Origin of the sequence: Paenibacillus sp. FSL H7-0323 (assembly GCF_038002725.1) — a bacterium.
In the GTDB taxonomy this organism is placed as follows: Bacteria; Bacillota; Bacilli; order Paenibacillales; family Paenibacillaceae; genus Paenibacillus_AQ; species Paenibacillus_AQ odorifer.
On record NZ_JBBODB010000001.1, the window covers coordinates 3,047,251 to 3,070,002 of the forward strand.

Consider the following 22,752-nt stretch of genomic DNA (forward strand, 5'->3'; position numbering starts at 1 on the left):
CATCTGTTTGAATTTGGAGCAGGAGGCAGAAATGCTTTCCTGCCCCCACATTATAAGCCCCCTTTGAAAAGCGTACAATCAGCCTCCGCTTACTTTCCGCTATTGTTCTGAACAACTTCCGTTATTTTTTTATCGATATTGGCAACTGTGACATCCAGATCCTGTTGGCCAAGGAGATACATCTCCGCTTCTGGAATAACGTTGTTCTTAGCTTCATCCGCATATTTAGCCGGAACCTGCGTTGCACCAGGTGTCGAGTTCTCCATCGTATATTTCAGAGAATCCACATCAATCTTAGAGAAATCCTTAGAACCACTCACAATTGTATCCACTAATTTGTTCGTATCCGATTTGGCCCAACCAGAGAAAACGCGTCCACCGATTTCCAGTCCTTCTGAGGTATACCAGCGCACAAAGGTATAGGCAGCCTCCTTATGCTTGGATTTAGCGGCTATTCCCATGTAGGTCGGCTGTACGGGTGAGTAATGTTTGCTCTCACTGTCAAGACGGGGGATCGGCGCAAACGCGGTAACAAAGGTTGCCGGAATGGCATCCGTTCCACCCGATTCCGCAACCATCCAGTCGCCCATCGGAAGCATCGCTGCTAAACCGTTAAAATACTGATTCCGGTAGGCTAGTTTTTGCGAAATAATATCCTCATAAGGAGTGGCACTCTTATCTTCGTACATCATTTTCTTCATCATCTGCAGATTAGCCTTAAATTGCGGGTCAAGTGCATTGGAGGTTCCATCAGCTTTTAGAAAAGTATTATCCGTAGACTTGCTCATCAGCTGGAGCTGGAAATAATCCGGCCAATTATGCAAATACGCACCAAAACGTTTCGTTGCGCCCTCACCCTTGGTCAATTTCTTGGCATACTCTTCGAAATCCGCCCATGTCCAGTCGGTCGGAACCGGAAGGCCCGCCTCATCTAACATTTCTTTGTTAAGGAGCACGAACCAGCGCTGCATGGAAGACGGTAATGCATAGATTTTGCCATTGACCGTAGTGTCCACCAGATATTCATCTGCGAGTTTATAACCTTCCTTCTGAATATAGTCATCCATCGGTTCCAACAAACCGATATCTGCACGCTGTGAATAGTTGGTATAAGGCAGTTCGACAATATCCAGCGGATCGCTCGCAGCCGCCATCAAATCCAGCTTCTGCATAGAGGCAACCGAATCACCTTTTTCATTCAGCAAATCTACTTCCACATGAATACCGGGATGCGTCTTCTCAAACTCCGCGATAATCGTGCTCCATTTCGCTTTGGCTTCTGTCTGCCAGGTGCTCAGCTTCAGGGTAACCTTCTCTGCTGCAGGCTCTGAATTTCCACCAGCATCGGGTGCATTAGTCGCTCCTGCATTATTGGTTTTCGCATTTCCGCCGCAAGCGGCCAATGATAACGCCATCGATGTGATGATGAATGCAGATAATAATTTCTTTTTCATATAGACCCTCCTATAAATGTGTTGGGCATTACTCGCTTAATAACCAGTGACTATGTAACTGCTTACAAGAACATCCTAACATGCAGGATTGACGAGGAAAGTTCTCATATTCTACCGAAGAGAAACTATTTTGACTTTTATTATCCTTTCACACCTCCGAGGGCAATTCCCTCAATAACCTGCTTCTGTCCGAGTGCAAAAATGATCAGCAACGGCAGGATTGCAGATACCGCACCAGCCATCATGAGTGAATAGACATCCCCGTATTGGTCGCCGAACAACCGGATCCCCAGCTGAATCGTAAACAGCTCCTTGGATTTCAAAAAAATGAGTGGATATTGATAGTCGTTCCAGGTCCAAATAAAGCGCAAAATAGCATAAGTAGCTACAGCGGGACGGATCAGCGGAAAGGCAATCTGTAGAAAAGAGCGAAAATGCCCTGCTCCATCCATCCGCGCCGATTCAAGATACTCGTTGTTTACCCCCATAAAAAATTGCTTGAGCATAAACGCTCCAATAATACTAAAGCTGTTAATCAGGATTAATCCCAAATGTGTGTCAATCAAATTCAGCCAGTTAAACAGTAGAAACTGTGGAACCAACGATGCCTGCGGAGGAACCATATAAAGTGCCAATACAACTATAAACATCGCATCCCTGCCCGGAAAACGTAGCTTGGAGAACCCATAAGCAGCAAGTGCGCATATCAGCACATTAATTATAGTCGTAGCCAGCGTAATATAAATGGAATTTCCATAATAGCGAGCAAAGTCACCCGACCACACCTGTTTATAATTTTCAATGAGGTTCCACTGCTGTGGCAACCATTGAATCGGAAAGTTAAACACATCTTTCTCCAGCTTAAAGGAAGTGGATAACATCCATAGGAATGGTAAAAGAAATGCGATACCTAGCAGTCCCATGGCGATGGTCCAGAAGGTTCTGGATAAAAGCTCTTTTTTCACTGTAATTTCTCCTTTCCGCCTTTAATAGTTGACCCATTTTTTTTGCGCCAACATCTGCAAGGCTGTAATGATCAGGCAAATAAGGAACAGAACGAGTGCCATGCTAGAGGCGTAACCCGTCTTCAGCTGATTGAAGGCTGTATCATATAACTCGTAGACGATAACGGTCGTGGAGTTAGCCGGTCCACCCTGGGTCAATACTTGTATCAGATCAAAGATTTTAAATGAGCCGATAACCCCTGTTACCAGCAGGAAAAAGGTAGTTGGCGAAATGCAGGGAACCGTGATGTTGCGGAATTTGCGCCAGACGTTGGCACCATCAATATCAGCCGCTTCATAAAGATCCTTAGGAATACTCTGTAAACCTGCAATAAAAATAATAATGTTGTAACCGAGCTGAATCCAGACTTGAATCAACATCAGCGACGGCAGAGCATAATGGATATCCGCTAACCATTTGGGTGGGTTGTTCCACCCCAGTGACATCAGGAATTGATTGACGGGTCCCAGTGAAGGGTGAAACATAACCTGCCAAACCATAGCGATGGCAACTACACTGGAAATGTACGGAAGGAAATAAATCACTTTAAACAAATCCTTCAGAAAAACCTGTTTATCAATCAGGATAGCCAGCAGCAGGGCAACGATGATCGTAACCGGTACTGTGATAATAAAGAGCAAATTGTTTAGCAAGCTTTTCATAAAAGCATCATCATGAAACAGCCTGATGAAATTATCTACGCCCGCGAACTTAATCCCCCCTAACCCAGCCACAAAGTTCCAGTCCGTGAAGCTTAACAGCAGTGAGCCCAGCACCGGGATCAACGTCAAGATGATCAGCCCAAGCATAAGCGGAGCAACGAATAGATATCCCGCCATCGCTTCGCGTGTGTCCATGTTAAGATGAAACCTTTTTTTGCGTATCATAGTTCTCCTCCTTTACTTATCCATAATTGTAGAAAAAGTAAGCAGTCTTCATAAGAACTAGAATTGTTCATTTTGGAACGAATTTTACCGATCCAGCAGTTTTATATTCCTTTTGCACAACGCAAAAAAAGCGCGAGCCAAGCTCCCGCAGTAAACAAAATCCATATTGAGTTTTACATAAAGCAATCGCGTTATACCGACGTAACCTCTACAGTCCCTTTTCCATCAACGCCCGCACTATTCAGCTTTTTCCGAAAAATCATAAACAAAACCAAACCCATCACACTCGTTATTACCTCAGTCACAGTCATCGACCAAATCACACCATGCAGGCCAAAAATAGAATGCAATACGATAATCATCGGTATAAATAATACACCTTGGCTTATCGCCATAATAGTAGTGGGTGTGCCTTGCCCTGTTGCTTGAAAAATGCTCATAAATAATCCGGTAAATCCATTAAATAAAGCGGAGATCAGCATCGCTGCCAAAATATAAGTTCCCATGCTTAACACAGAAGGATCGCCTGAGAACCAATGAAGAATCGTTCCTCTAAACACATATACTAGACTTACAAAAACAACTGCAATGCTGCCTATATATGCAAAAGCGTATTTGATGCTGGATTTAAGTCTCTCCGTATTTTTACTAGCAAAGTTAAAAGCAAATAGCGGAATCAATCCCAAAAATAAACCCATCGATAAAAATTCTGGAATCTGCACAATTCTTAAAGCCACACCAAATCCGGCGACCACACTCTCCCCATATTGAATGGAATAGTTATTTAACAAAAGCGTGCTGACAATTAAAAAACTGGCTTGCAATAGCTCGGCTGTACCTATTTTATAAACCTCAATCTGATCTCGTACAGATATCTTGAAATGCTTCAAAAATCCTCTTAAATGCTCACTTTTCGTTTCCAAAAAGTAAATATAATAAATGGCAGAGCCCAAATTTGCTAAAACCATAGCCAAAGCAGCTCCGGCAACATGCCAATTCAGCACGAGAATAAATAAAGGATCAAAAATCAAACTTAAAGCCGTACTGATAAAAATACCATACATCGATTCCTTCGAGGCACCTTCCGAACGGACCAGTTGTTCCAAAGCAAAATTAAGCACAACAGCAAATCCGCCTGCAAAAAGAGTGAGCACATAAGACTTCGTAAAGTCTAAGGTAGCAGCATCTGCACCAAGCATTCGCGTGATCGGATTAATAGCTAACCAAGCGATGAGCGCGATAAGAAGCCCCACTACAATACTCCCGTAAAAAGTATATCCGGCAACCTTTTTCCCTTTTTCCGTCTCTTTTTGCCCCGCCAAGCGAGTTATAAATGTTCCTCCGCCTACCCCCAGCACATTTCCAAAAGCCATTAAAACGGTGAAAATAGGCAGGCCCAGCGTGATTGCCGTCAGCATACTGGTATTGTGTAATAAGCCGATGAAGTAAGCATTGATTACATTATAAATAGTACCCACAGACATCCCAATCATCATGGGAATCGATAAATGAGCGATCGCTTTTTTCATGGGCGCCGACTCTAAATAATATTGATTTGAGAACTCATTTGTCATAAGTGAACCTCCGAACGTTTATAAACTTGAACTAACTTTTTGAAGTAACGACTTTAGGGTTGCAGTTTCTTCCGGACTAAGCGCCTTAGTAATGCTTGCTTCTACCTCAGAGAAAATCTCATTGAACTCTTCCACTAAAAGAGCACCTTTTTCCAATACAAAAATACTCTTTTGACGTTCATCATTTTCAGGAGTGACACGCTGGATATACCCTTTCTTCTCCAACCCCTGAAGCATACTGGTAATGCTCGCCCCCTTCCTGTTAAAGACCTCCGCTAAATCCTTCTGAATAACCCCTTCTGCTTGATTCTCAAAAATATAGCCGATCATGCGGCCTTGTTGTGAGTTCAGACCTAACTCATTTAACCTGGTGTCAGCTGTACCTTTTATTTTCATCCCAATCTCTCGTATTAAATTAGAAAATGGTGTGTCTACCACGGGTTTGTTCATTGTTATTTCCTCCTCTTGCGGATTAGTTAGAACTCTAAGTAACATCATTATCATAATAGATAGAACTCTAACTGTCAAGGTTCTAACTAAATACAAAAACTCCTCTCCAGCACTTGTCGAGTAGACAGGTACAAAAGAGGAGTTTATAGAGAGAATTACATCACAAGTTCTTCTAGGTTTCCAAATAAGACTTTTGTTGATTTCAGCTTGGATTCATTGCCGACAACTGTGAAATAATTTTGTTCCGTCACAGCCTTAAGCAAATCGGCATACTGTCTGATGTCTTCCGGTGTGGTCGACAAGATTTCATCCCGTTCCTGCTGCAGCTCGGCCCCGGTCACCTGTTCAAAATAATGCCGGTCCGCCCGCCGTCCCTGAGCGCTTGGGCTCAGCGGCTGGTCCAACATGGACAGGGTGCCGATAATTGCTTTGGTCATCTCGTCGGCATCCGCTTCATATCCTTCGGTGAATCGGTACGCCTGATCATAAACCCCCAGCGTCTCCTGCAAATTGGGATCACGGTAGGAAGTGAACATCAATATCCCATCTCTGCGCAGCATCAGGCTGCCGCCATAAGCTCCGCCCTTCACGCGCACAGCATTCCACAGATAGGTGAGGCTCATGATTTTTTTGAGCACCTGCATTTTGCCGGAATACGTAAATCCTAGCTTGTTGAAGTCGTAGCCTTTAACCACATATTGCACCTGGCTGGAAGACATAAAACCTTCATTATCCGCATGCCCCTGCGCCGTAATCTTAGGTTTATTCACCACTGGCCGATCCTGAATATCCAGCTTCGCTACATTAGCGGCGAATTCTTCATACAAATCAGGGGTACCCGTCACGCTGATGATTAAATTCTGTTTATTGAATAAAACCGTACAGATATCCTTCAGCGTGTCTGCCACCACAGCTCCCTGCTGATCGATCTTCTCGGCAAGCTCACGGATAAAGCGGTAATAGGCCACGCCACCCTGTTGTTCCTGATACGCTCCCATGTCCGAAAAATAAGACATCAGGCGGCTGGCCGCGATTTCATTACCTTTTTGATTCAGGACGGATTCCATCTGTGAGGCTTCCCGCCGGACGATTTCCTGTAGCTTCGTCAGGTTATCGAGCGCGCTGGTATAGAGCATCTCACGCAGCAGATCCAGCGATTCGCCAATATGCCCCGCCATCACCTTAACCTGCGCAGTGAATTTAGGCTGATAACTGGCCCCAGTATCTTTTGCAGCGCCAAAGATCTCATTTTTGAAATGAATGCCTCCGGTTTTGATCCCAATTTCACTAGTGAGCTCTTCAATGCTGTAAGAAGCTGTCTCCATTTGGCCCAATACCTCTGCCAGCAGCACAAGATAAGGAATTTGCTCAGGAGCCACAACACTCGTATCCCAATAAAACTTGCAGTACGCAATCTTTTGAGTAGATACGTCATGGTGGATCAGCTTTAGACCCTCAAGGTTATATTCATGGGATGGCACCTGAGGTTCAGCACTGCGGTTAATGTCCTGTAGAGATAAACTCGGCAGCTTCTGCAAATCCTCGGCTGCATCTGCACGACCTTGCCGCGCCAGAAGATGCTGAGTACTCTGCACAAGCTGCTCCAGCTGGTCTGGTTGCTGTGATGATTTGTATTCACTTAATTGACGCTGGGTGCTCGCTTCCTTGTCGGCTGCAATCGTCTTGGACGGGTTCAGCACCACCAGACTGCAATGATCACTGTTCAGTAAGTAGACCTCAATCAGCTTCTCAAAATAACGATCCGTTATCTTTTCCCGAATGGTAGTGAATACCTCTTCATAAAGCATATGAGTAGACGGCTGACCGTCATAGAGCCAGGACTTCATCACTTCGATATTGTAAGTAAGTCCCTTTGGATATCGGCTAAAGTCCGCTTCCCGCAGCTCAAATTCTTTGCTGTTGACCGCCGCCAGCACCAGCTTCTCATCCAGCCCGTTCTTAACCAAGCTGCTTAATGTGGTCTTCACCAGCTCCACGAAGGCATCTTTGGCGGAAGCGTTCGAATGTGTCAGAGTAATGCCAAGCAGCGGCTGAATCATACTGTCGGAATAAAAAGCAAAGGCATCTTTGCCCAGACCGCTTTCCAGCAGGGCTTGCTTAAGCGGAGCTGCATTGCTGTCCATCAGCATGCTTTTCAAAATATCAAAAGCCAGATTCAGTTCCCGATCCGTAGAGGTTCCAATTACATAGTTCAGACTCAAATAAGTTTTGTCGTCGGCCGTTTCTGCTTCCAGAATCGGATAATCCGCTACCAGCTCCGTCATTCCGGTAGGCTGTTGTAGGGGAATGGAGGTATCAAAGCTGTTTTTTTCATAACGGCTAAGGTATTCCTGGTCTATAAATTGCAGCTTCTCTTCAATAGAGACGTCTCCGTACAGATAAAAATAACTGTTGGACGGATGATAATAATTGCTGTGCGCCTCAAGGAATTGCTCATACGTAAGCGCAGGAATCTCCTGCGGATCTCCACCTGAAGAATGACGATAAATCGTGTCTGGATACAACGACTTTTTGATCCTGTCCATCAGTACCGTAAACGGCGAGGAATAGGAACCCTTCATCTCGTTGTAAACCACGCCTTTATAGATCAGCTCAGCTTCTGTTTGCTGAAGCTCGTAATGCCAGCCCTCTTGCTCAAAAATCTCCTTTTGCTTATAAATATTCGGCTGAAAAACACTATCCAGGTAGACCTCCATCAGATTGGAGAAATCCTGCTCATTCCGGCTTGCCACCGGATACATCGTCTTATCCCCAAACGTAAATGCATTCAGGAATGTCTGCATCGAACCCTTTAGCAATTCTACAAAAGGTTCCTTCACCGGATATTTCTCCGAACCACATAATACAGAATGCTCCAAAATATGAAAGACCCCTGTACTATCTTCAGGCGGGGTCCTGAAGCTTACGCTGAATACCTTGTTGTCATCCTGATTCTGCACGAAAAGCAGCCTGGCGCCGCTCTTCAGATGTTCCATCGTGAATACGGCGGAATCGATCTCCCGGATAAATTCCTCATTAACGACCTGAAATCCATAATATATATTGCCTGTGATCAAGCGGCTCATAGATTTGCCTCCTCTGCACTGGATGTGATAACTCTATCTGAAGCTTATCATATCCCTGGACGTTTATTCCATTAATAGAAGGCTTCCGGGATTAATTTCTGCAGTCTGACTAAAATTGCCGCTGCCTGCTCACGCACCAGAATCTGCTTTGGATCGAAGCGGCCCCCGCTGCCGGTCATTACTTCATGTTCATTCACGGCCTGAATCGCCTGGCGGCTCGCCTCTGACAAACCGGAAGTATCGGCAAACTTCACACGGTCCGGGCTGCCGTACGTAGACAACCGGGCGGCTTTGGTTACCATAACCGCCGCTTCTTCCCGCGTAATACCGCGGTCCGGCTCGAACTTACCGGTTGGAGAGCTGATAATGCCCAGCTCCTCAGCCTTGGCGATGGTACGGCTGTACCATTTGTCCGCCGGAACATCCTTAAAGCTAGAAGTGGCCTTGGCAGCGGGGAACTCATGCAATAGCCGCAGCAGCAGGGTCAGAAATTCAGCCCGGGTCAGCTTCTGCTTAGGAGCCAGCACATTTCCGCTGGCACTTACGCCCTGAATATATCCGCTGCCGAGCGCTGTTGCGATATCCAAACGTGCCCAAGCTGCGACTTTATTGGCATCCGTAAAGCTGGCCAATTCCGGGGAAGAGACATGCAGCGCAAACGTCCGTTTGGAAAGTGCTGGAGCGGCATCTTTACGGTATTTGGTGACTTGCACAGGATAGACACCGGGCTTCATGCCGGCAAATGACACCTTTCCCATGCTGTCAGCCACTACGCTTTTTCCTTGAAGTGTCACAGTAGCGCCGAAAGCCGGAAGACCGCCCAGCTGACCGTTTGACTTGGTGATATGGAGGGAAAACGGCATATTGGCGCTTGCGTATCCACCCATTTCCTGGCCGTTTTTATCTTTCCATTTCACTTCCATCCGGTCAAGCAGTTCTGTATCGTCCGCGTAGTAAACAAGCAGCTGATCCCCATTGCCTATCATCAGTCTGTACGGGCTATTCTCAGGATACATCCATGCACTGCCCCCGCTGAATACAGCAATCTTCCATTCTCCGCGTCCATTGTATCGCCCGTTCTGAATCCCCTCGATAGCTGTGAAGGCCGGTTTAGCTGCATCCGCATTCAGCTTATACGCCAGACCCTTCGCCTGTAAAAAAGCTGCCGCTGCCTTCACAGCATCTCCGCCAACAATATGCCCCCCGGCAACGGTGCCACCGGGTCCTTCGACCTGAATCGTTGCCCGGTCAAGTCCAGCATGATGCAGTCCGCTATACAGCTTGCCAGCCTGCTTGGACAGCAGCTTATAGGAAGTCAGGGCAAGATAGGCTTGCACAGTTGCGGGACTATCGTTCCCTCCGCCTGCTGTCTGTGTAAAGCCGCCACCCGGAAGCTTCCGCGCCAGCAAATGGTCCAGCAGCGAGGCTCCGCCTTCCTTGGTGAAATCTGCTGCATCGACCCCCTGCGAGGATAAAGCAACAATCACCTGCGCTGTCGTCGCAGTTTTACCATCGAACCCTCCGTCTAGCTGCTGCTTGCTCTTAAGCCACTGCAAAGCCTTCTCGATCGGCTGCGCTGTTTGTTCTGAACTCACTTCCGAAGCAAGTGCGGTTAGTACCCAGGCAGTAGCTACCAGATCTCCTTGCTTCTGCCCGGCCAGCGGCCAACTACCATCCGCTAGCTGCATATCAAGCAACTGATAAAACAGCAAATCGGGGTAACGGTTTGTCCGCTCCAATGAATTTGAAATGGAATTCTTCGAGGTAATATAGGCGGTTGCTACCGCTGCTGCCCCTTCCGAATCAATTCCGGCATGATTCATCAGGAATGGATAAAGATCAATACCAGCGATGTTGTTGATGTTGCCCCCCGCAGCACTGTAAGCCAGCGCTGTTCGAGTTAGCTCTGCCACCTTGGTGAACTTGCCCCGCTGTTCCAGAATCTTATCGGCAGTCTGCTCCAGATATCCCTTGGGCAGACTGCGCCCATTCTTGAAGAAACCTACGGCTGCTTCGTCCGGGAATGGCTGTATCGTCAGCAGCACATTCTGTGCCCCTTCCAAGGCACTCTGCATCTCCGCTGTGAATACCGCGGTTGTCTTTTGTGCCGGAGACGGCTCCGCCATTACCCTGCCACTCAGCAATACAAGCAAAATACATAATGCGGTAAGTGTAACCTTCCTTATAGTCCGGTTTATGGGTGTAGCTCTCATATTCATTCTCCTCCAATGTAGTTTGCTAGAACTTTATAAGTTAGACGCAGCGAACTGGGATTTTGTTCCTGAATATGTTGTAATATGTAGCTTCATCCAGCTATGAATTAAAAAAAGACCGCACAGCTACCCGCTTACACGATAGCCGTACGATCTTTTCAAAACTCTTATTCAACCTGAGCAAACCCCAGCTCACGGTATAATGTCCGCTCCAGATAATCGTGAAGATAGAAGCGGGATTTCACAAAATGCTCCGCCATATCGGATGGCTGGTAACGCTCCAAAGCCGCTTTCATGCGAGGCAAAACGTTCTCACGTCCGCGGCGATTTCGCATGTAATTGTTCAGCAGCGAGTGCCTTTCCGCTTCGTCTCCCGGATAGAGCTCCCAGCGGTAGACATATTTGTGGATCGCCCGCGAACGGTCCGTCGCCGCTTCAAAATCATGCATAATGGCAATCAGCTCTGCTTCATCCTTATGATCCTTCACCTTGTCCAACAGCTTCCAGATAACATCATAATAATCTTCCAGCTGATAATTCCCGAGCTGTGCGTGACCTGTTCTAGGATCGATGCCATGGAACTGCTCCATGAATCGATCGATAAATGTTGCTGAGTCCGCTTTGCGGTTCCAGGCCAAATCGGCGTGCAGCAGCATCGGATACCACGTTGTCTCAAAGATACCATAAGGAACACCAAGGCTGAACGGCCCTGTCCAGTTCGTGGCGACGATGCACCCGAGGTCCAGCTTATCCGCTGTCTCCGCCCATTGGAGCAGATTATCCGTCCGGTTCAATAGTACCGGATAATTCTGATGTTCAGCCCAGTCAAAGCTGCGAACCGCCGGGGCTCCCATAACCTCGATGCCTAGTGACCTGAATTTATCCGTAAGAGAAGAAACCTCAGCTTCAATATTACGTCCGTTGTATATCCAGATCATCGCCGCACTCCGCTTATCCAGCTTTGCCAGTTCCTCCGGCGGGCATTTGTCCAGCATGTCATGCCAGAAAATCGCTTTTTTACCACGGCTGGCTGTATATTCAATCAAAGTGTTCAAAAAAGCGATAAACGCCCGCTCCCGTACCCCTCCGAACAACGTTTTACAGCGTTCGCATTCACATAAGCTGTATACCTCGTCACAGCCGAGGTGGATGTAGCGGGAATCCGGATGGGCATCCATCATCTCCTGTAACAGATCGGTAATCAGCTCGAAGGATTCCGGATGCGACGGGCAGATCTCCCCGAGGGATAACTCCGTTTCGCGCAAGTGCCGCCAAGCGTCGTGGCGGAGTACATACTCCAGATGCCCGAAACTCTGCTGCAGCGGAATGATCTCAATAAAATATTCATGGGCTGTACGTTTCAGTTCCTCTAGCTGTGTGAGGCTTAACGAATGCTGAGGATGCACGAATTCCGGGTACTTCTGGAACGGGAATTTATCTTCGTATTCAATCAGAACTGCATTCGTTTTATACCGGGCAAAATCCGCCAAATACGATAGCAGCAGCTCTGGCTTGGAAAATGTCTGGCGAAGATCAAAGTTCATCGCCCGCAAGGTAGTGTCAGGCCAGTCCGTGATAGACACAGCAGGAACTTCCCCTACTGACTTACGCAGTTGTAGTAACGTTTGTAGCCCGTAAAACAGGCCCGGCGCATCCAGTGCACGGATTACCACCCGGCGCTCCGACACCTCCAGCCTGTACCCTTCCGCCCGGCCGTTAAGCAATTTCAGATCCACTTCATCTGGCTGTGCTCCTTTCGTTTCTGGCTGCGAGAGACTCTGAAGAATAAGTGAATATCCTTTTCCCGAGATAACCTGTGTACATTCCAGCTCCGGAAACGAGCGGCGGCAATGAACCACCAGTCTCGGATCATGCTGCTCCATGTAGAGGCTCAGGCTTACATCCTCGCTGAATTGAAAAGCTTCGCCCTCTTTCACTTGGATCTGCTTCGGTTGCGGTATCAAGCTCTGCATCGTTCTCCTCCTAATCTTTGCTGTAATTAATTACTGCAAGCCTTGCTATGACCCTTTTTCCAGCATTCCAGCACGGTAAGTGTCCTGTCGTCATAGCAGAAGCTCACGAGATCGGCAGGTGCTCCAGCCCTAAGCCCTGCCGCCTGCTCCAGCCCCAGCAAAGTAGCCGGATGAGCAGAAGCACAATCCCAGGCTTCATCCAGCCGGGCTAATCCAGCCTCCGCAAGATAGGCCACCTGATCTGGAAGCATCATGGCGGAACCTGCAAGCAGCTGCTGATTGCCAGCCAGATGCAGCCGCCCTTCTGCTGTTAATACAACTTCCCCACCAATGTGCAGGTGATAAGTTCCCGGCGGCATTCCGCTCAGTGATACAGCATCGCTGACCAAGATGGTGCGGCTGCGCTTCATCCGTAGGATTACTTTCAACAGAGCGGGTGGTAAATGTTGGCCATCTGCAATCATACAGCCGTATAGTTCATCCGCCGCCAGCTGCTCCCACAAATAGTTGGGATGACGGGGCAGCGTCAGATGTGTGCCATTGCCGAGATGCGTAGACATCACCGCTCCTGCGGCAACCGCCTCCCTAATCTGCTCGGGGGAAGCTGCTGTATGCCCTATGGAAACAAGGATGCCTGATTCACTGCACCGGGCGATAAATGCAGCGGCGTTTGGCCATTCCGGGGAGACGGTGAGGATACGGATAAGCCCTTCAGCCGCTTCTTGCCAGCGGCATAACATATCCCAATCCGGCGGGCCAATATGTTCCCTTGGATGGGCGCCGCGTGGACCCTCTTCTGGTGACAGAAAGGGACCTTCCAAATGAATTCCTACAATCCCCCCAGCATCTTCCGGATACAGCGAAGCGGCTTCCGCAATGGCGGAGACCGCTTGAGCCAGCGCTTCTTTGCCATTAGTAATCAGAGTTGGACAATAGCTGGTTACCCCGTTTCCTAGCAAAAGTCCGGATAGTTCCAATACCGTGGAAGGCTGTAAAGGCAGCGTGTTGAGATCCAGCCCCCAGCCCCCGTTCACTTGCAGATCCACCAACCCGGGTGCCAGCCAGGGCCAATCGGCCCTGGCTGGACTCTCCGCAAGTTCGGTGACCGAAGTGATTCGCCCCTGCTCGACACTTACCTCAACCGGCCGCCCAGTTTTATAGTGCTTTCCCTTAATTGGCGCGTTCATAGGCCGAAGGCAGCCCGATCCGTGAACATCGTGATCTCCGGATGGGTGCGCAGAATAGTAGCTGGACATGCCGTGCTGATCGAATCATGAAGTGCCGCGTGTAAAGCCTTGCGTTTGGACACTCCCGGTACAATTCCGTACAGGTGACGGCCAGCCAGCAAGGCTGGTACCGTAAGCGTCAGCGCATGGGTTGGCACCTCGTCCAGCGAGGTAAAACAACCGTCATTCACCTGCTGGCGGCGGCAGGCTTCCTCCAGTTCGACCGCTTTGACCAGCTGCGGGTCGGTAAAATTAGCGACTGGCGGATCATTAAACGCGATATGCCCGTTTTCCCCGATCCCGAGGCAAACGATATCAATAGGCGCCTCGCTCAACAAAGCCGAATATCTCTGGCATTCCTGCACCACATCAGCGGCGAGACCATCCAGCAGTTCTACCCGGCCAGGGTTAACCCGACTGTATAGACGATCTGTCAAAAAACGGCCGAACCGCTGGGGAGCCGAAGCCGCAAGGCCGATGTATTCATCCATATGAAAAGCATTGACCCGGGACCAATCCATCCCCTGCTCCCGAACCAGCCCCTCGTACAGTTCATTTTGCGAAGGTGCGGCAGCAAACACAATTCGGACCTGACGCGCAGAATCTTGAAGCAAAGCTCTAATTTTCTGCGCGACCTGCGATGCCGCCGCAGCGCCCATCAGGTTACGATCTTCGTAAACCTGAACGGACATCTGCTCTACTCTGTGTGTCTCTAAAGGCTTAATGATGTCATTCATCCCGCTCATCCTTTCCGGGCAACTATTGTCCTTGGCACCAGACAGATTAATTCCCGTTTAACTGAATGTTCTGAACACGGTCGTAAGCTTCCCTATAAGTAGCCAGCAGCTTATCCACGCCGAGATTGTTCATCTCCTCCACATATTTGTCCCAGTCGGCCAGCTTTCGGGAGCCGGTAACAAACTTGGCAAAGCTTTCATCGCGGTGTTTTTGGATCGCCTGGCCGGTAATTGCAATAATTTCATTCTCTTTCTCCGTAAATGCAGGCCGTGGCTGCATCATGGACGGATCATATTTCGTCGCTTCTTCAAAGGCATACTTCAAATTGTCTGAGAACAACGACAGATGTGCACCAAAGTCGATCCAGGTGTACGTTCCGCTAGTCTGAAGTCCTGTCTGTTTCCGCATTTCGATCACATCGTTGTACTCTGGTTTGAACTTGATCGTGTCGCCTTCCTTCACATATGTCTCACCCTCCACGCCCCAGCTGCTGAGCGTACGTCCCTCTTCGGAATAGAAAAAGTCCATATAACTCATCACATCATCGATGTTCTTCGAGGTTGAAGCCACGGTTAGGCCACCTTCCATATAATGAAAATACGGGTTCAGTTGCTTGCCGCCGGCAATGCCCGCTGGAGGAGCCATGAACTGCATGTTGAACTCCGGATTTTCCTGCTGCATCGCATTGTTAAAAAAATCGATCCGGCTGATGTAATCAATGGTCACAAACGATTTGCCCGTGGACACCATGTCCTGCCATTGCTTAGTTTGCAGAGATAGAAAGTCGGGCGGAATCAGCCCTTCGTCATAAAATATTTTCCACATACCAACCATTTCCTTGTAACTATCTTCCGTGGGTCCAAAAAGCCACTCTTTTTTATCAAAATCATAATAAGCCCCTTCACCCGTCCCGTAATTCACTGTCATATTGGCATTCATTTCATCGGGAATTTGTCCGTAGCGGATCGAAAGCGGATAGCTGTCCGGATATTTCGCCTTCAAGGTTTTTAGAGCTGTATGCAGCTCCTCATATGTGGCTGGTGCCTGGATTCCTTCTTTGTCAAAAATGTCTTTACGGTATAACCAGATCATGCGGTTCGTCTCGCCAAAGCCCTGATTCGGGAACATATACATTTTGCCATCAGCAGACAGTGCAGCCTTCGCTTCCTGTGGATACTGCTTTACCCAGGCGGTCAGATTCGGCATTTTGTCCATATACTCCATCAAATCCACCAACGCACCCTGTTGCCCGAATTTATTCGATTCTTTGCGGTTAGGCATATACATCAGATCCGGCATTGCCTTCGAGGCAATCGCCAGGTTCAAGCTCTCTTCAAGCTTTCCGGAAGGGGTCTGTACCTCGAGTGTGACACCGGTTTTCTCCTTCAGCCAGCTCCAAATAGGCCAGCTTTTCGAATAAGGGAACGTAGCATTGTTGTCTAAGAGCGCAGTGAAGGTTTTTTCCGTTTTGGACGAATCAGCAGGTGAAGCGGTACTGCTGCCCTGAGTATTACTCTGCGGCGAGGTGTCATTGCCCCCTCCGCTGCAGCCAGTTACTACGGTTGCTGCAATCATCAGTGGCAGCAGTACAGATTTCCATTTATTCATTACGATCTCTCCCTTATGCTGAATTTTTGACGGTTCCACCCGCCTATCCCTTAACCGCGCCAATCATGGCCCCCTTAACGAAATACTTCTGTACAAATGGATACACAATCAGAATCGGAAGCGTCGAGACCATAATCGTCGCGTACTTCAGCGATTCTTCTATCACCATGTTGTCACCTCCAATGCTAGTAACATCTCCCGAGCTAGCACTGCCAGCCAGCACCAGATTGCGCAACAGAACTTGCAGCGGGAACAAATCCGGTGAGCGCAGGTAGAGCAGCGGGTAAATAAAGTTATTCCACATGCCAACCGCGTAAAAGAGCGCTATGGTGGCGAAGGAAGCTTTGGAAAGCGGAACAATAATACGAATAAATATGCCGATATCATTCAGTCCGTCGATGCGGCCTGACTCCTCCAGCTCTTTAGGAATGCCGGAGAAAAAGGTCCGCATCAGAATCAGATTCCAAGTGCTAACCGCACCCGGCAGCACCATGCCCCAAACGGTATCGACCATATCCAGGGAGCGAACCACGAGGAACGTGGGAATCATTCCTCCGCTGAAAAACATCGTCACCACAATCAACAGGGTGAAGCTCTTGCGCAGCGCCATATCACTGCGTGAAAGTGCATAGGCACCCGTGGAGGTGACCACCAGCGAGATAAGGGTACCAAGCACGGTGTAAATGAGTGTATTTTTGTAAGCCACCCAGATTTGCGAATCTCCGAGTACAAGCTTATACATATTCAGGTTAAATCCCTTAGGCCAAAAAGAAACGGTATTCTTCATGACATGCACATCACTACTGAGAGAGACAGCGAGCATATGCAGGAACGGATAAAGCGTGACCACCACAACCACGAGAAGGATAAAAGTGCTCACGACATTAAACCAGGATAAACGGGGTGATCTCATCACCACACCTCTTTTCTACCATAAACTTGTCTCGCTTACACGACGGCTGATGTAATTTGCTGTATAGATGAAGATCAAGCTAATCACGCCCATAAAAAGATCAATAGAAGCGCCATAGCTGAAGTTCCCCTGCACCATACCCACCCTATAGACATAAGTACTGATAATATCCGCTGTGTCGTAGATCGCCGGGTTCTGCATCAGGAACACCTTCTCGAAGCCAATCTCGAGCACTTTACCGATATTAAGAATCAAGGTGATCACGATGGCGGGTGAAATGCCGGGCAAGGTGACATGCCATATTTTACGCATGCGGCTGGCTCCGTCCATATCAGCAGCTTCATACAGCTGCGGGTCGATAGCGGTCAACGCGGCCAAGTAGATAATAGTCTCCCAGCCGATATGCTGCCAGATCTCCGACAGGACATAAATACCGCGGAACAATCCAGGTTCATTCATGAAATTGATCGGTCCAATCCCTATGGCACCAAGCAGATTATTAATCAGCCCTCCGGTTGGGGATAAAAACATGATCACCATACTGGCTACAATGACATTTGAGATAAAATGTGGAAGATAGCTGACGGTCTGCACAACTCGTTTGAAAGCAGCCTTGCGCACCTCATTAAGCAGAATCGCCAGTAGAATAGGTGCCGGGAAGCCAAAAAACAGCTTATATAAACCAAGCAGAAAAGTGTTTTTCATCAGCGGCCAAAAATCGGGATTCTCTATAAACATCCTGTAATATTTGAGTCCCACCCAATCACTGGCCCAAATCCCTTTAAAAAGATTGTAATCCTTGAAAGTGATAACTAATCCAAACATCGGTGCATAGCGGAAGATCAAATAATACAACAGGCACGGCAGGAACAGCAGCCAGAGCGCCTTGTTTTTATTCCAAGTTCGAAGGATTCCCGCTTTGTGGCGTTGAGGTCGTTGGGGTCGCCGGTGCACTTTCTTTCGCATTTTGTCCTGCACTACGCTAGCTTGAGCCATATGCATGTCTCCTCTTGTTAAAATGATCATAAATCATATAGATGTCAGATTACTTCCCCCTTTTTCCTGGGATTTGTCTCCGAATTATAGCTGCATTTCTTTGGAAAGCGCTATCTACATGTTATATAACATTTCGCCTTAACTGCGGATTTCCATAGAATAGCGTACAAATCAGCAAAATTGCATATTGTTGGTGTTAGCTTTTTGCCGCTATGATAGAATTAATCCAATTCATTTACGGGTGCATCCAAAGGGGGATACATATGAAGGGATCCGTTACAGGCAAATTTGCGCTGAATGCCCTGTTCGTTAAGCTGATGCTAAGCTTCCTCAGTGTCATCTTGATTTTGGCATCATTTAATCTGTTCTCCCATCTGTATTTAAGCGGCAAAATCTATAAGGAGATGATCCGGCAAAATGAGCTAGGCCTCGCACAAACGGTCGAAGGCTACGAAAATCATTTCCGGTTGACTCAGAACATGATTCTTGCCCTCACCCAATCCGATTCATGGACTGCCAATCTGGGCATTCTAAGCCACCTCAAAGAGAACCGACGATATGATATCCCGGCAGAAGTGATATCGGATCTCTCAACGCTGTATGCTAATCCTTTTCTGCATATCGAAAATTTCATTCTTTATTTTAAAAAGGAAAATTATGTACTGGAGAGGGAGGGCCTAAGCAGCGCCGCAGATATGTTCGGTAAATACTACTTCAGTGCAGAATACCCTCCGGAGTACTGGAGCCGGCAAACGATGGACAAACAATTTTTAAAAGTCATGCCCGCCGTAACCTTTACCGAGAAAACCATACATTCCACCCGTACGCTCGGAAGGTTAATGCCAGTGCTGGTCAAAGCGATTCCTTATGAGGAAGTGTACGGCATTGTCATGCTGAATCCACAGCTGATGCAGGCCGCCTACGGAGATGCCGGCAATACCCCGTTCTATATCCTGGATGCGCAGAAGAATCTATTGTTCTCTACATCAGAGGGTAAACTGCAAACAAGCCAGCTTCCGGAAAGTGGCAATGCCCATGAGCGGGTCGGAGACCAATATTACTTCTATGAAAAAGGTAAACAGACTGGATTCACCTATATCCGAGTGACCCAGGTGGCGGCTATTGCTGCGGAAATGCGGGGGATGCAGCTATTGCTGGCTGTATTGCTCTCTGCCGCAGTACTGATCAGTGTTCTCTCATCCCTAATCTTCAGCCACCGGCTTAACCAACCGCTCCAGCGCCTGATTGCCGCCTTGGACCGTAAGGCAGGCAGCCGGCCTGAAAAATTGAGCAGCGTGAAGGAATTCGCCATTATCGGCGACCGCCTGAGCTCCATTTTGGAGAGTAACCGCTTCATCCAGACCGATCTTGATCATAAGAACTCACTGGTGCGCCAATATGCCTATACTCATAAAGTGAAAAATATCCCGCTGAGTAAAAGCCTCGCGGAGCTTGAAGATGTAAGGCAATCCGAACAGCCCTATGCCTCCATTCTGTTCAAGGTCAGCTTCAAAACCTTACCGGACGAATTGGAGAAACACACACTGATGTTATGGAAGCTGGTTCAAAACTTGATCACTGGTGGTGAAAGCGAAAGCGTCGCACTCCAGCCGGAACATGATCAGCTCATGCTGCTCCTGTTCAATCCCGGACCGCAGAGCAGTTTTCTGCAGGCTCTTGATACCCTTAAGGAGCTGCTGGATTCGGAGACATCCTTATATCTGACTATTGCTGTAAGTCCGGTATATTCAGGCGAAACCTCATTTACCGATGCCTACAATAATCTATCGATGTTGTTAAATGAGCGTAGATTGAACGGGGAAACACAAATTATCGTAGAACCTAGAGCCTCATCCGCCAAATCCTTTCATTTAAAGGTGACACACGGAGAGGAGCTGCACAATCTGCTGCAGTCTGCCAATGAGGAGGCTGTATTCGCTTGGTTGGATCGTCAGCTGGAGCAGCTGCAGCACAAGGACGCGGCGGCGGCGGATTTTCGGGCATTTGCCTTGGGAGCAGTGGAACAGACGAGCAAAACGGTGACGAGGCTGAATCTGCCCCAAGCGGAGCGTCTCTTACCACCCCCACTAGAGCCATTTAACGCTTTCCACTCAATGGATCAATACAAGGAATGGCTGCGTGATCTGGTTCGTCCTGTGCTCGTGGTCATCAGTAGCCGCTCGGAGTCGCGCGACCCCATTATCAGCTTTGTGCTGGATTACTTAGACAAACATTACGGCGAGGACATCAACCTCAACCTAGTAGCAGACAAGTTAAATTTAACTCCAGGTTACCTGTCCAGCATTTTTAAAGAGAAAACAAACATCAACTTCAGTGAATATCTGAACAATCTGCGGATTGAGCGGGCCAAAGAGCTGCTAATGAATCTGGAACTGCGGATTCAGGATATCGCGCTTCAGGTCGGTTATCAGAACGTAAATTCCTTCATCCGTATGTTCAAACGTTGTGCCGGAATAACTCCGGGCGAATACCGCAAGCGCTATTCCCGTGATGATTCACTCCCCTCCTCCGGCCTTGGCTTGTAAAGAGGCTACATTGCAGAGGAGAGGACAAAAAAGGCCCCCCCATTGGCTGGGGGCCTTTTTGTTGTAAAGATTTGCAATCAGAATCCCGTTTTCGGAATCTCCATTGGCACAATATTATAGGGCGCTGTCATACCCGTCCGCACCTGATACATCTGGTCATGGGCCTTTCTCGCTGCTTGCACGAAAGGTTCATATGGACGGTTGCAGACATCCACTACACCGATTTGATAGTTTTCTCCGTCATAACGTCCGAGCACAGGCTGATCATTCCATTGAAAATAATGAACTCCGATGAGCTGCGGGATAGCTGCCCCCTGCTCCACATAATAACGGTAAGCCTCACCGCGCTCCTTCTGGGTTGCCACCGCACGGATCCCATAAGCCAACATGCCGCCTTCAGCCGCACCAAAATGATATTCTCCAATCATGACTGGTTTGTTCAGTCGTCCGCTGATCTGGGCGATCTGTTCCTTGTCAGGACTGAACTGATAGCAGTTCATAGAGAATACATCAAACCATTCGCAGCCCTCCAGCACCTCATCACTGCCAACCCAGGCATAACGCATTCCCAAATTCAGATGATTCGGATCCGTCTGCTTGCAAAGACGGGCTGGCACTTCTACATACCGTCGAATCATGATCCGGTTAAACTGGTTATAATCCACTTCTCGGGCAGAAGTGAGATTATCCCCGGTTACATTCACATTCGATACATCGTATAAATCCTCGAATTCTTCAAAAACGCTATCCCACGCCATGTTTAATCGTTCCACTGTTTTGTACTTTTCTGCAAGCCAGCGAATGAATTCCTTCTTACTGGCATAACGGACCGGAGATTTCAGCATCTGCCCGGTCAAATTCAACCCATCCACGAATGCCCAATGCGGCTCATTACGCATGAAATAACCGACCATTCTCTGGTCTTCCCTTAATGGAAGAAGCTGCTCCGCAAAGCTCCCGGCATTCCGCTCATACTCCGGGCTAAACACATCGGGGAAATCCCGGAAAATAGTCTGCTCCGTCATAGGAAAGTCCACTAGAGGATAAACATACGGAAGCTGGGATTCGTTGATAAATCTATCATTAGACCAGTTACCGATGGTGTTGAATCCCCATTGTTGTAAGCGAAAATCCGTCATAGCCACCCAGTTAGAGCGCCACTCCGCCCCAAAAGCAGTGATCAGATTAGCAATCTCGAAGCTGAATTCCTCGCCATCCTGTGACCAAGCTTCTTGATAGATTCCTTCCCGCTCCGGCAATGAGGGTATCAAGTGTTCCATGCCAGTTACATGCATAGAACAAGCTGGACCCACACAGTCCATCCCCGTACTGAACAGGGCATAACCCTCTGGATCAACGAACCACCAGCGGCTGCCGTCAAACTCCGTGCGGAAATATCCAGTTGCCGCGAATCTCAGCGCCTTCCAACCTCCGTACCTGCTGAGGTCACCTCCATTGTGATCAGCTTGTGCCGCAAGTTGCCGCTCTGTGCGCAGCCGATCCGTCAACGCTTCTGCATCAACCGTTTTCCCTGGCCAACCCCTTCCCTTTAATTGGCCCAGATCATCTATATATGGTTGCTGTTCATACTCAAAGACGGGCTCAGTTAGACTTAGAGCCAAGCCACTAATTTGCACAGCTCTACTTGTTGTTGAAGGGAGAGTAGCGATAGAGAATCGGGTGATATGCTTGCGATCGATGCCTGCATCTCCCCTCAGTACTGTCTGCATCACACCCGGATAACGGGGAAGGAACAGCTTCTCACCATTTAAATGAATCAAGGGTAAACAAATTTCGGTGCGCACACCAGGTAAAATTCCTACATGATAAGTAATGACGCGATGATCCCGATCATAAAAACTGAATAACAGTACCAGAACGTCATGGCTTTCATGGTAAACCTTTGCATTAACGAAACCATAATCGCACCAAGCGGCGGATTCCAGATGCCCTGGCTGAAGCTCAAATCCACCACCTTCTGGTGTAGTGATGAACAAAAACGCCTCAGAGGAAGTCGCAGTAAGTTGTGTATGGGGGTCACTTTTAAACCATTCCATAGGGAAGGAGACAGATAAACTCATCG

At 48.2% G+C, this 22,752-nt stretch carries 15 protein-coding genes; 1 reads left to right on the forward strand and 14 read right to left on the reverse strand.

Annotated features, from left to right (window positions below):
- Positions 1–89: 89 nt before the first annotated feature.
- From MHH89_RS13945 to MHH89_RS14005, 13 genes are all read right to left on the reverse strand, one after another.
- The gene (locus MHH89_RS13945) at positions 90–1,454 is read right to left on the reverse strand and encodes an ABC transporter substrate-binding protein (RefSeq protein WP_076218433.1); all 1,365 of its coding nucleotides are present in this window, start codon (positions 1,452–1,454) and stop codon (positions 90–92) included.
- A 140-nt stretch (positions 1,455–1,594) separates the two neighbouring features.
- The gene (locus MHH89_RS13950) at positions 1,595–2,377 is read right to left on the reverse strand and encodes a carbohydrate ABC transporter permease (protein WP_052097522.1); all 783 of its coding nucleotides are present in this window, start codon (positions 2,375–2,377) and stop codon (positions 1,595–1,597) included.
- A 63-nt stretch (positions 2,378–2,440) separates the two neighbouring features.
- The gene (locus MHH89_RS13955) at positions 2,441–3,346 is read right to left on the reverse strand and encodes a carbohydrate ABC transporter permease (protein ID WP_036683142.1); all 906 of its coding nucleotides are present in this window, start codon (positions 3,344–3,346) and stop codon (positions 2,441–2,443) included.
- 191 nt (positions 3,347–3,537) lie between these two features.
- On the reverse strand, positions 3,538–4,920 hold the full coding sequence (locus MHH89_RS13960; protein WP_312150418.1) for an MATE family efflux transporter: 1,383 nt from the start codon (positions 4,918–4,920) through the stop codon (positions 3,538–3,540).
- Between the two features lie 18 nt (positions 4,921–4,938).
- Positions 4,939–5,370, reverse strand: coding sequence for a MarR family winged helix-turn-helix transcriptional regulator (locus MHH89_RS13965; RefSeq protein WP_038572665.1), 432 nt, complete (start codon positions 5,368–5,370; stop codon positions 4,939–4,941).
- 155 nt (positions 5,371–5,525) lie between these two features.
- Positions 5,526–8,456, reverse strand: coding sequence for an insulinase family protein (locus tag MHH89_RS13970; RefSeq protein ID WP_312150420.1), 2,931 nt, complete (start codon positions 8,454–8,456; stop codon positions 5,526–5,528).
- A gap of 71 nt (positions 8,457–8,527) precedes the next feature.
- Entirely contained in the window at positions 8,528–10,669 is a 2,142-nt protein-coding gene (locus MHH89_RS13975; RefSeq protein WP_312150423.1) for an S-layer homology domain-containing protein, read from the reverse strand.
- Positions 10,670–10,836: 167 nt separating this feature from the next.
- Positions 10,837–12,642, reverse strand: a complete 1,806-nt coding sequence (locus MHH89_RS13980) for a DUF4838 domain-containing protein (RefSeq protein WP_340397070.1) — start codon at positions 12,640–12,642, stop codon at positions 10,837–10,839.
- A 26-nt stretch (positions 12,643–12,668) separates the two neighbouring features.
- Positions 12,669–13,829 (reverse strand): N-acetylglucosamine-6-phosphate deacetylase, encoded by a 1,161-nt coding sequence (locus MHH89_RS13985; RefSeq protein ID WP_076310141.1) that lies wholly within the window; start codon positions 13,827–13,829, stop codon positions 12,669–12,671.
- On the reverse strand, positions 13,826–14,605 hold the full coding sequence (locus MHH89_RS13990; protein WP_076279229.1) for a glucosamine-6-phosphate deaminase: 780 nt from the start codon (positions 14,603–14,605) through the stop codon (positions 13,826–13,828). Before MHH89_RS13990 ends, MHH89_RS13985 begins: the two co-directional genes overlap by 4 nt.
- 46 nt (positions 14,606–14,651) lie before the next feature.
- Entirely contained in the window at positions 14,652–16,214 is a 1,563-nt protein-coding gene (locus MHH89_RS13995) for an extracellular solute-binding protein (protein ID WP_076279230.1), read from the reverse strand.
- Between the two features lie 43 nt (positions 16,215–16,257).
- Positions 16,258–17,127 carry a carbohydrate ABC transporter permease gene (locus MHH89_RS14000; protein WP_076147925.1) on the reverse strand — a complete coding sequence of 290 codons (870 nt, stop codon included), beginning with the start codon at positions 17,125–17,127 and terminating at the stop codon, positions 16,258–16,260.
- A gap of 15 nt (positions 17,128–17,142) precedes the next feature.
- Positions 17,143–18,123 carry an ABC transporter permease gene (locus MHH89_RS14005; RefSeq protein ID WP_081386549.1) on the reverse strand — a complete coding sequence of 327 codons (981 nt, stop codon included), beginning with the start codon at positions 18,121–18,123 and terminating at the stop codon, positions 17,143–17,145.
- A gap of 263 nt (positions 18,124–18,386) precedes the next feature.
- Between MHH89_RS14005 and MHH89_RS14010 the strand changes: the two genes are divergently transcribed.
- Positions 18,387–20,669 (forward strand): helix-turn-helix domain-containing protein, encoded by a 2,283-nt coding sequence (locus tag MHH89_RS14010; protein WP_312150431.1) that lies wholly within the window; start codon positions 18,387–18,389, stop codon positions 20,667–20,669.
- 77 nt (positions 20,670–20,746) lie between these two features.
- Here the strand turns inward: MHH89_RS14010 and MHH89_RS14015 are convergent, their stop codons facing one another.
- Entirely contained in the window at positions 20,747–22,750 is a 2,004-nt protein-coding gene (locus MHH89_RS14015) for a beta-galactosidase (RefSeq protein ID WP_312150432.1), read from the reverse strand.
- Positions 22,751–22,752 lie beyond the last annotated feature (2 nt).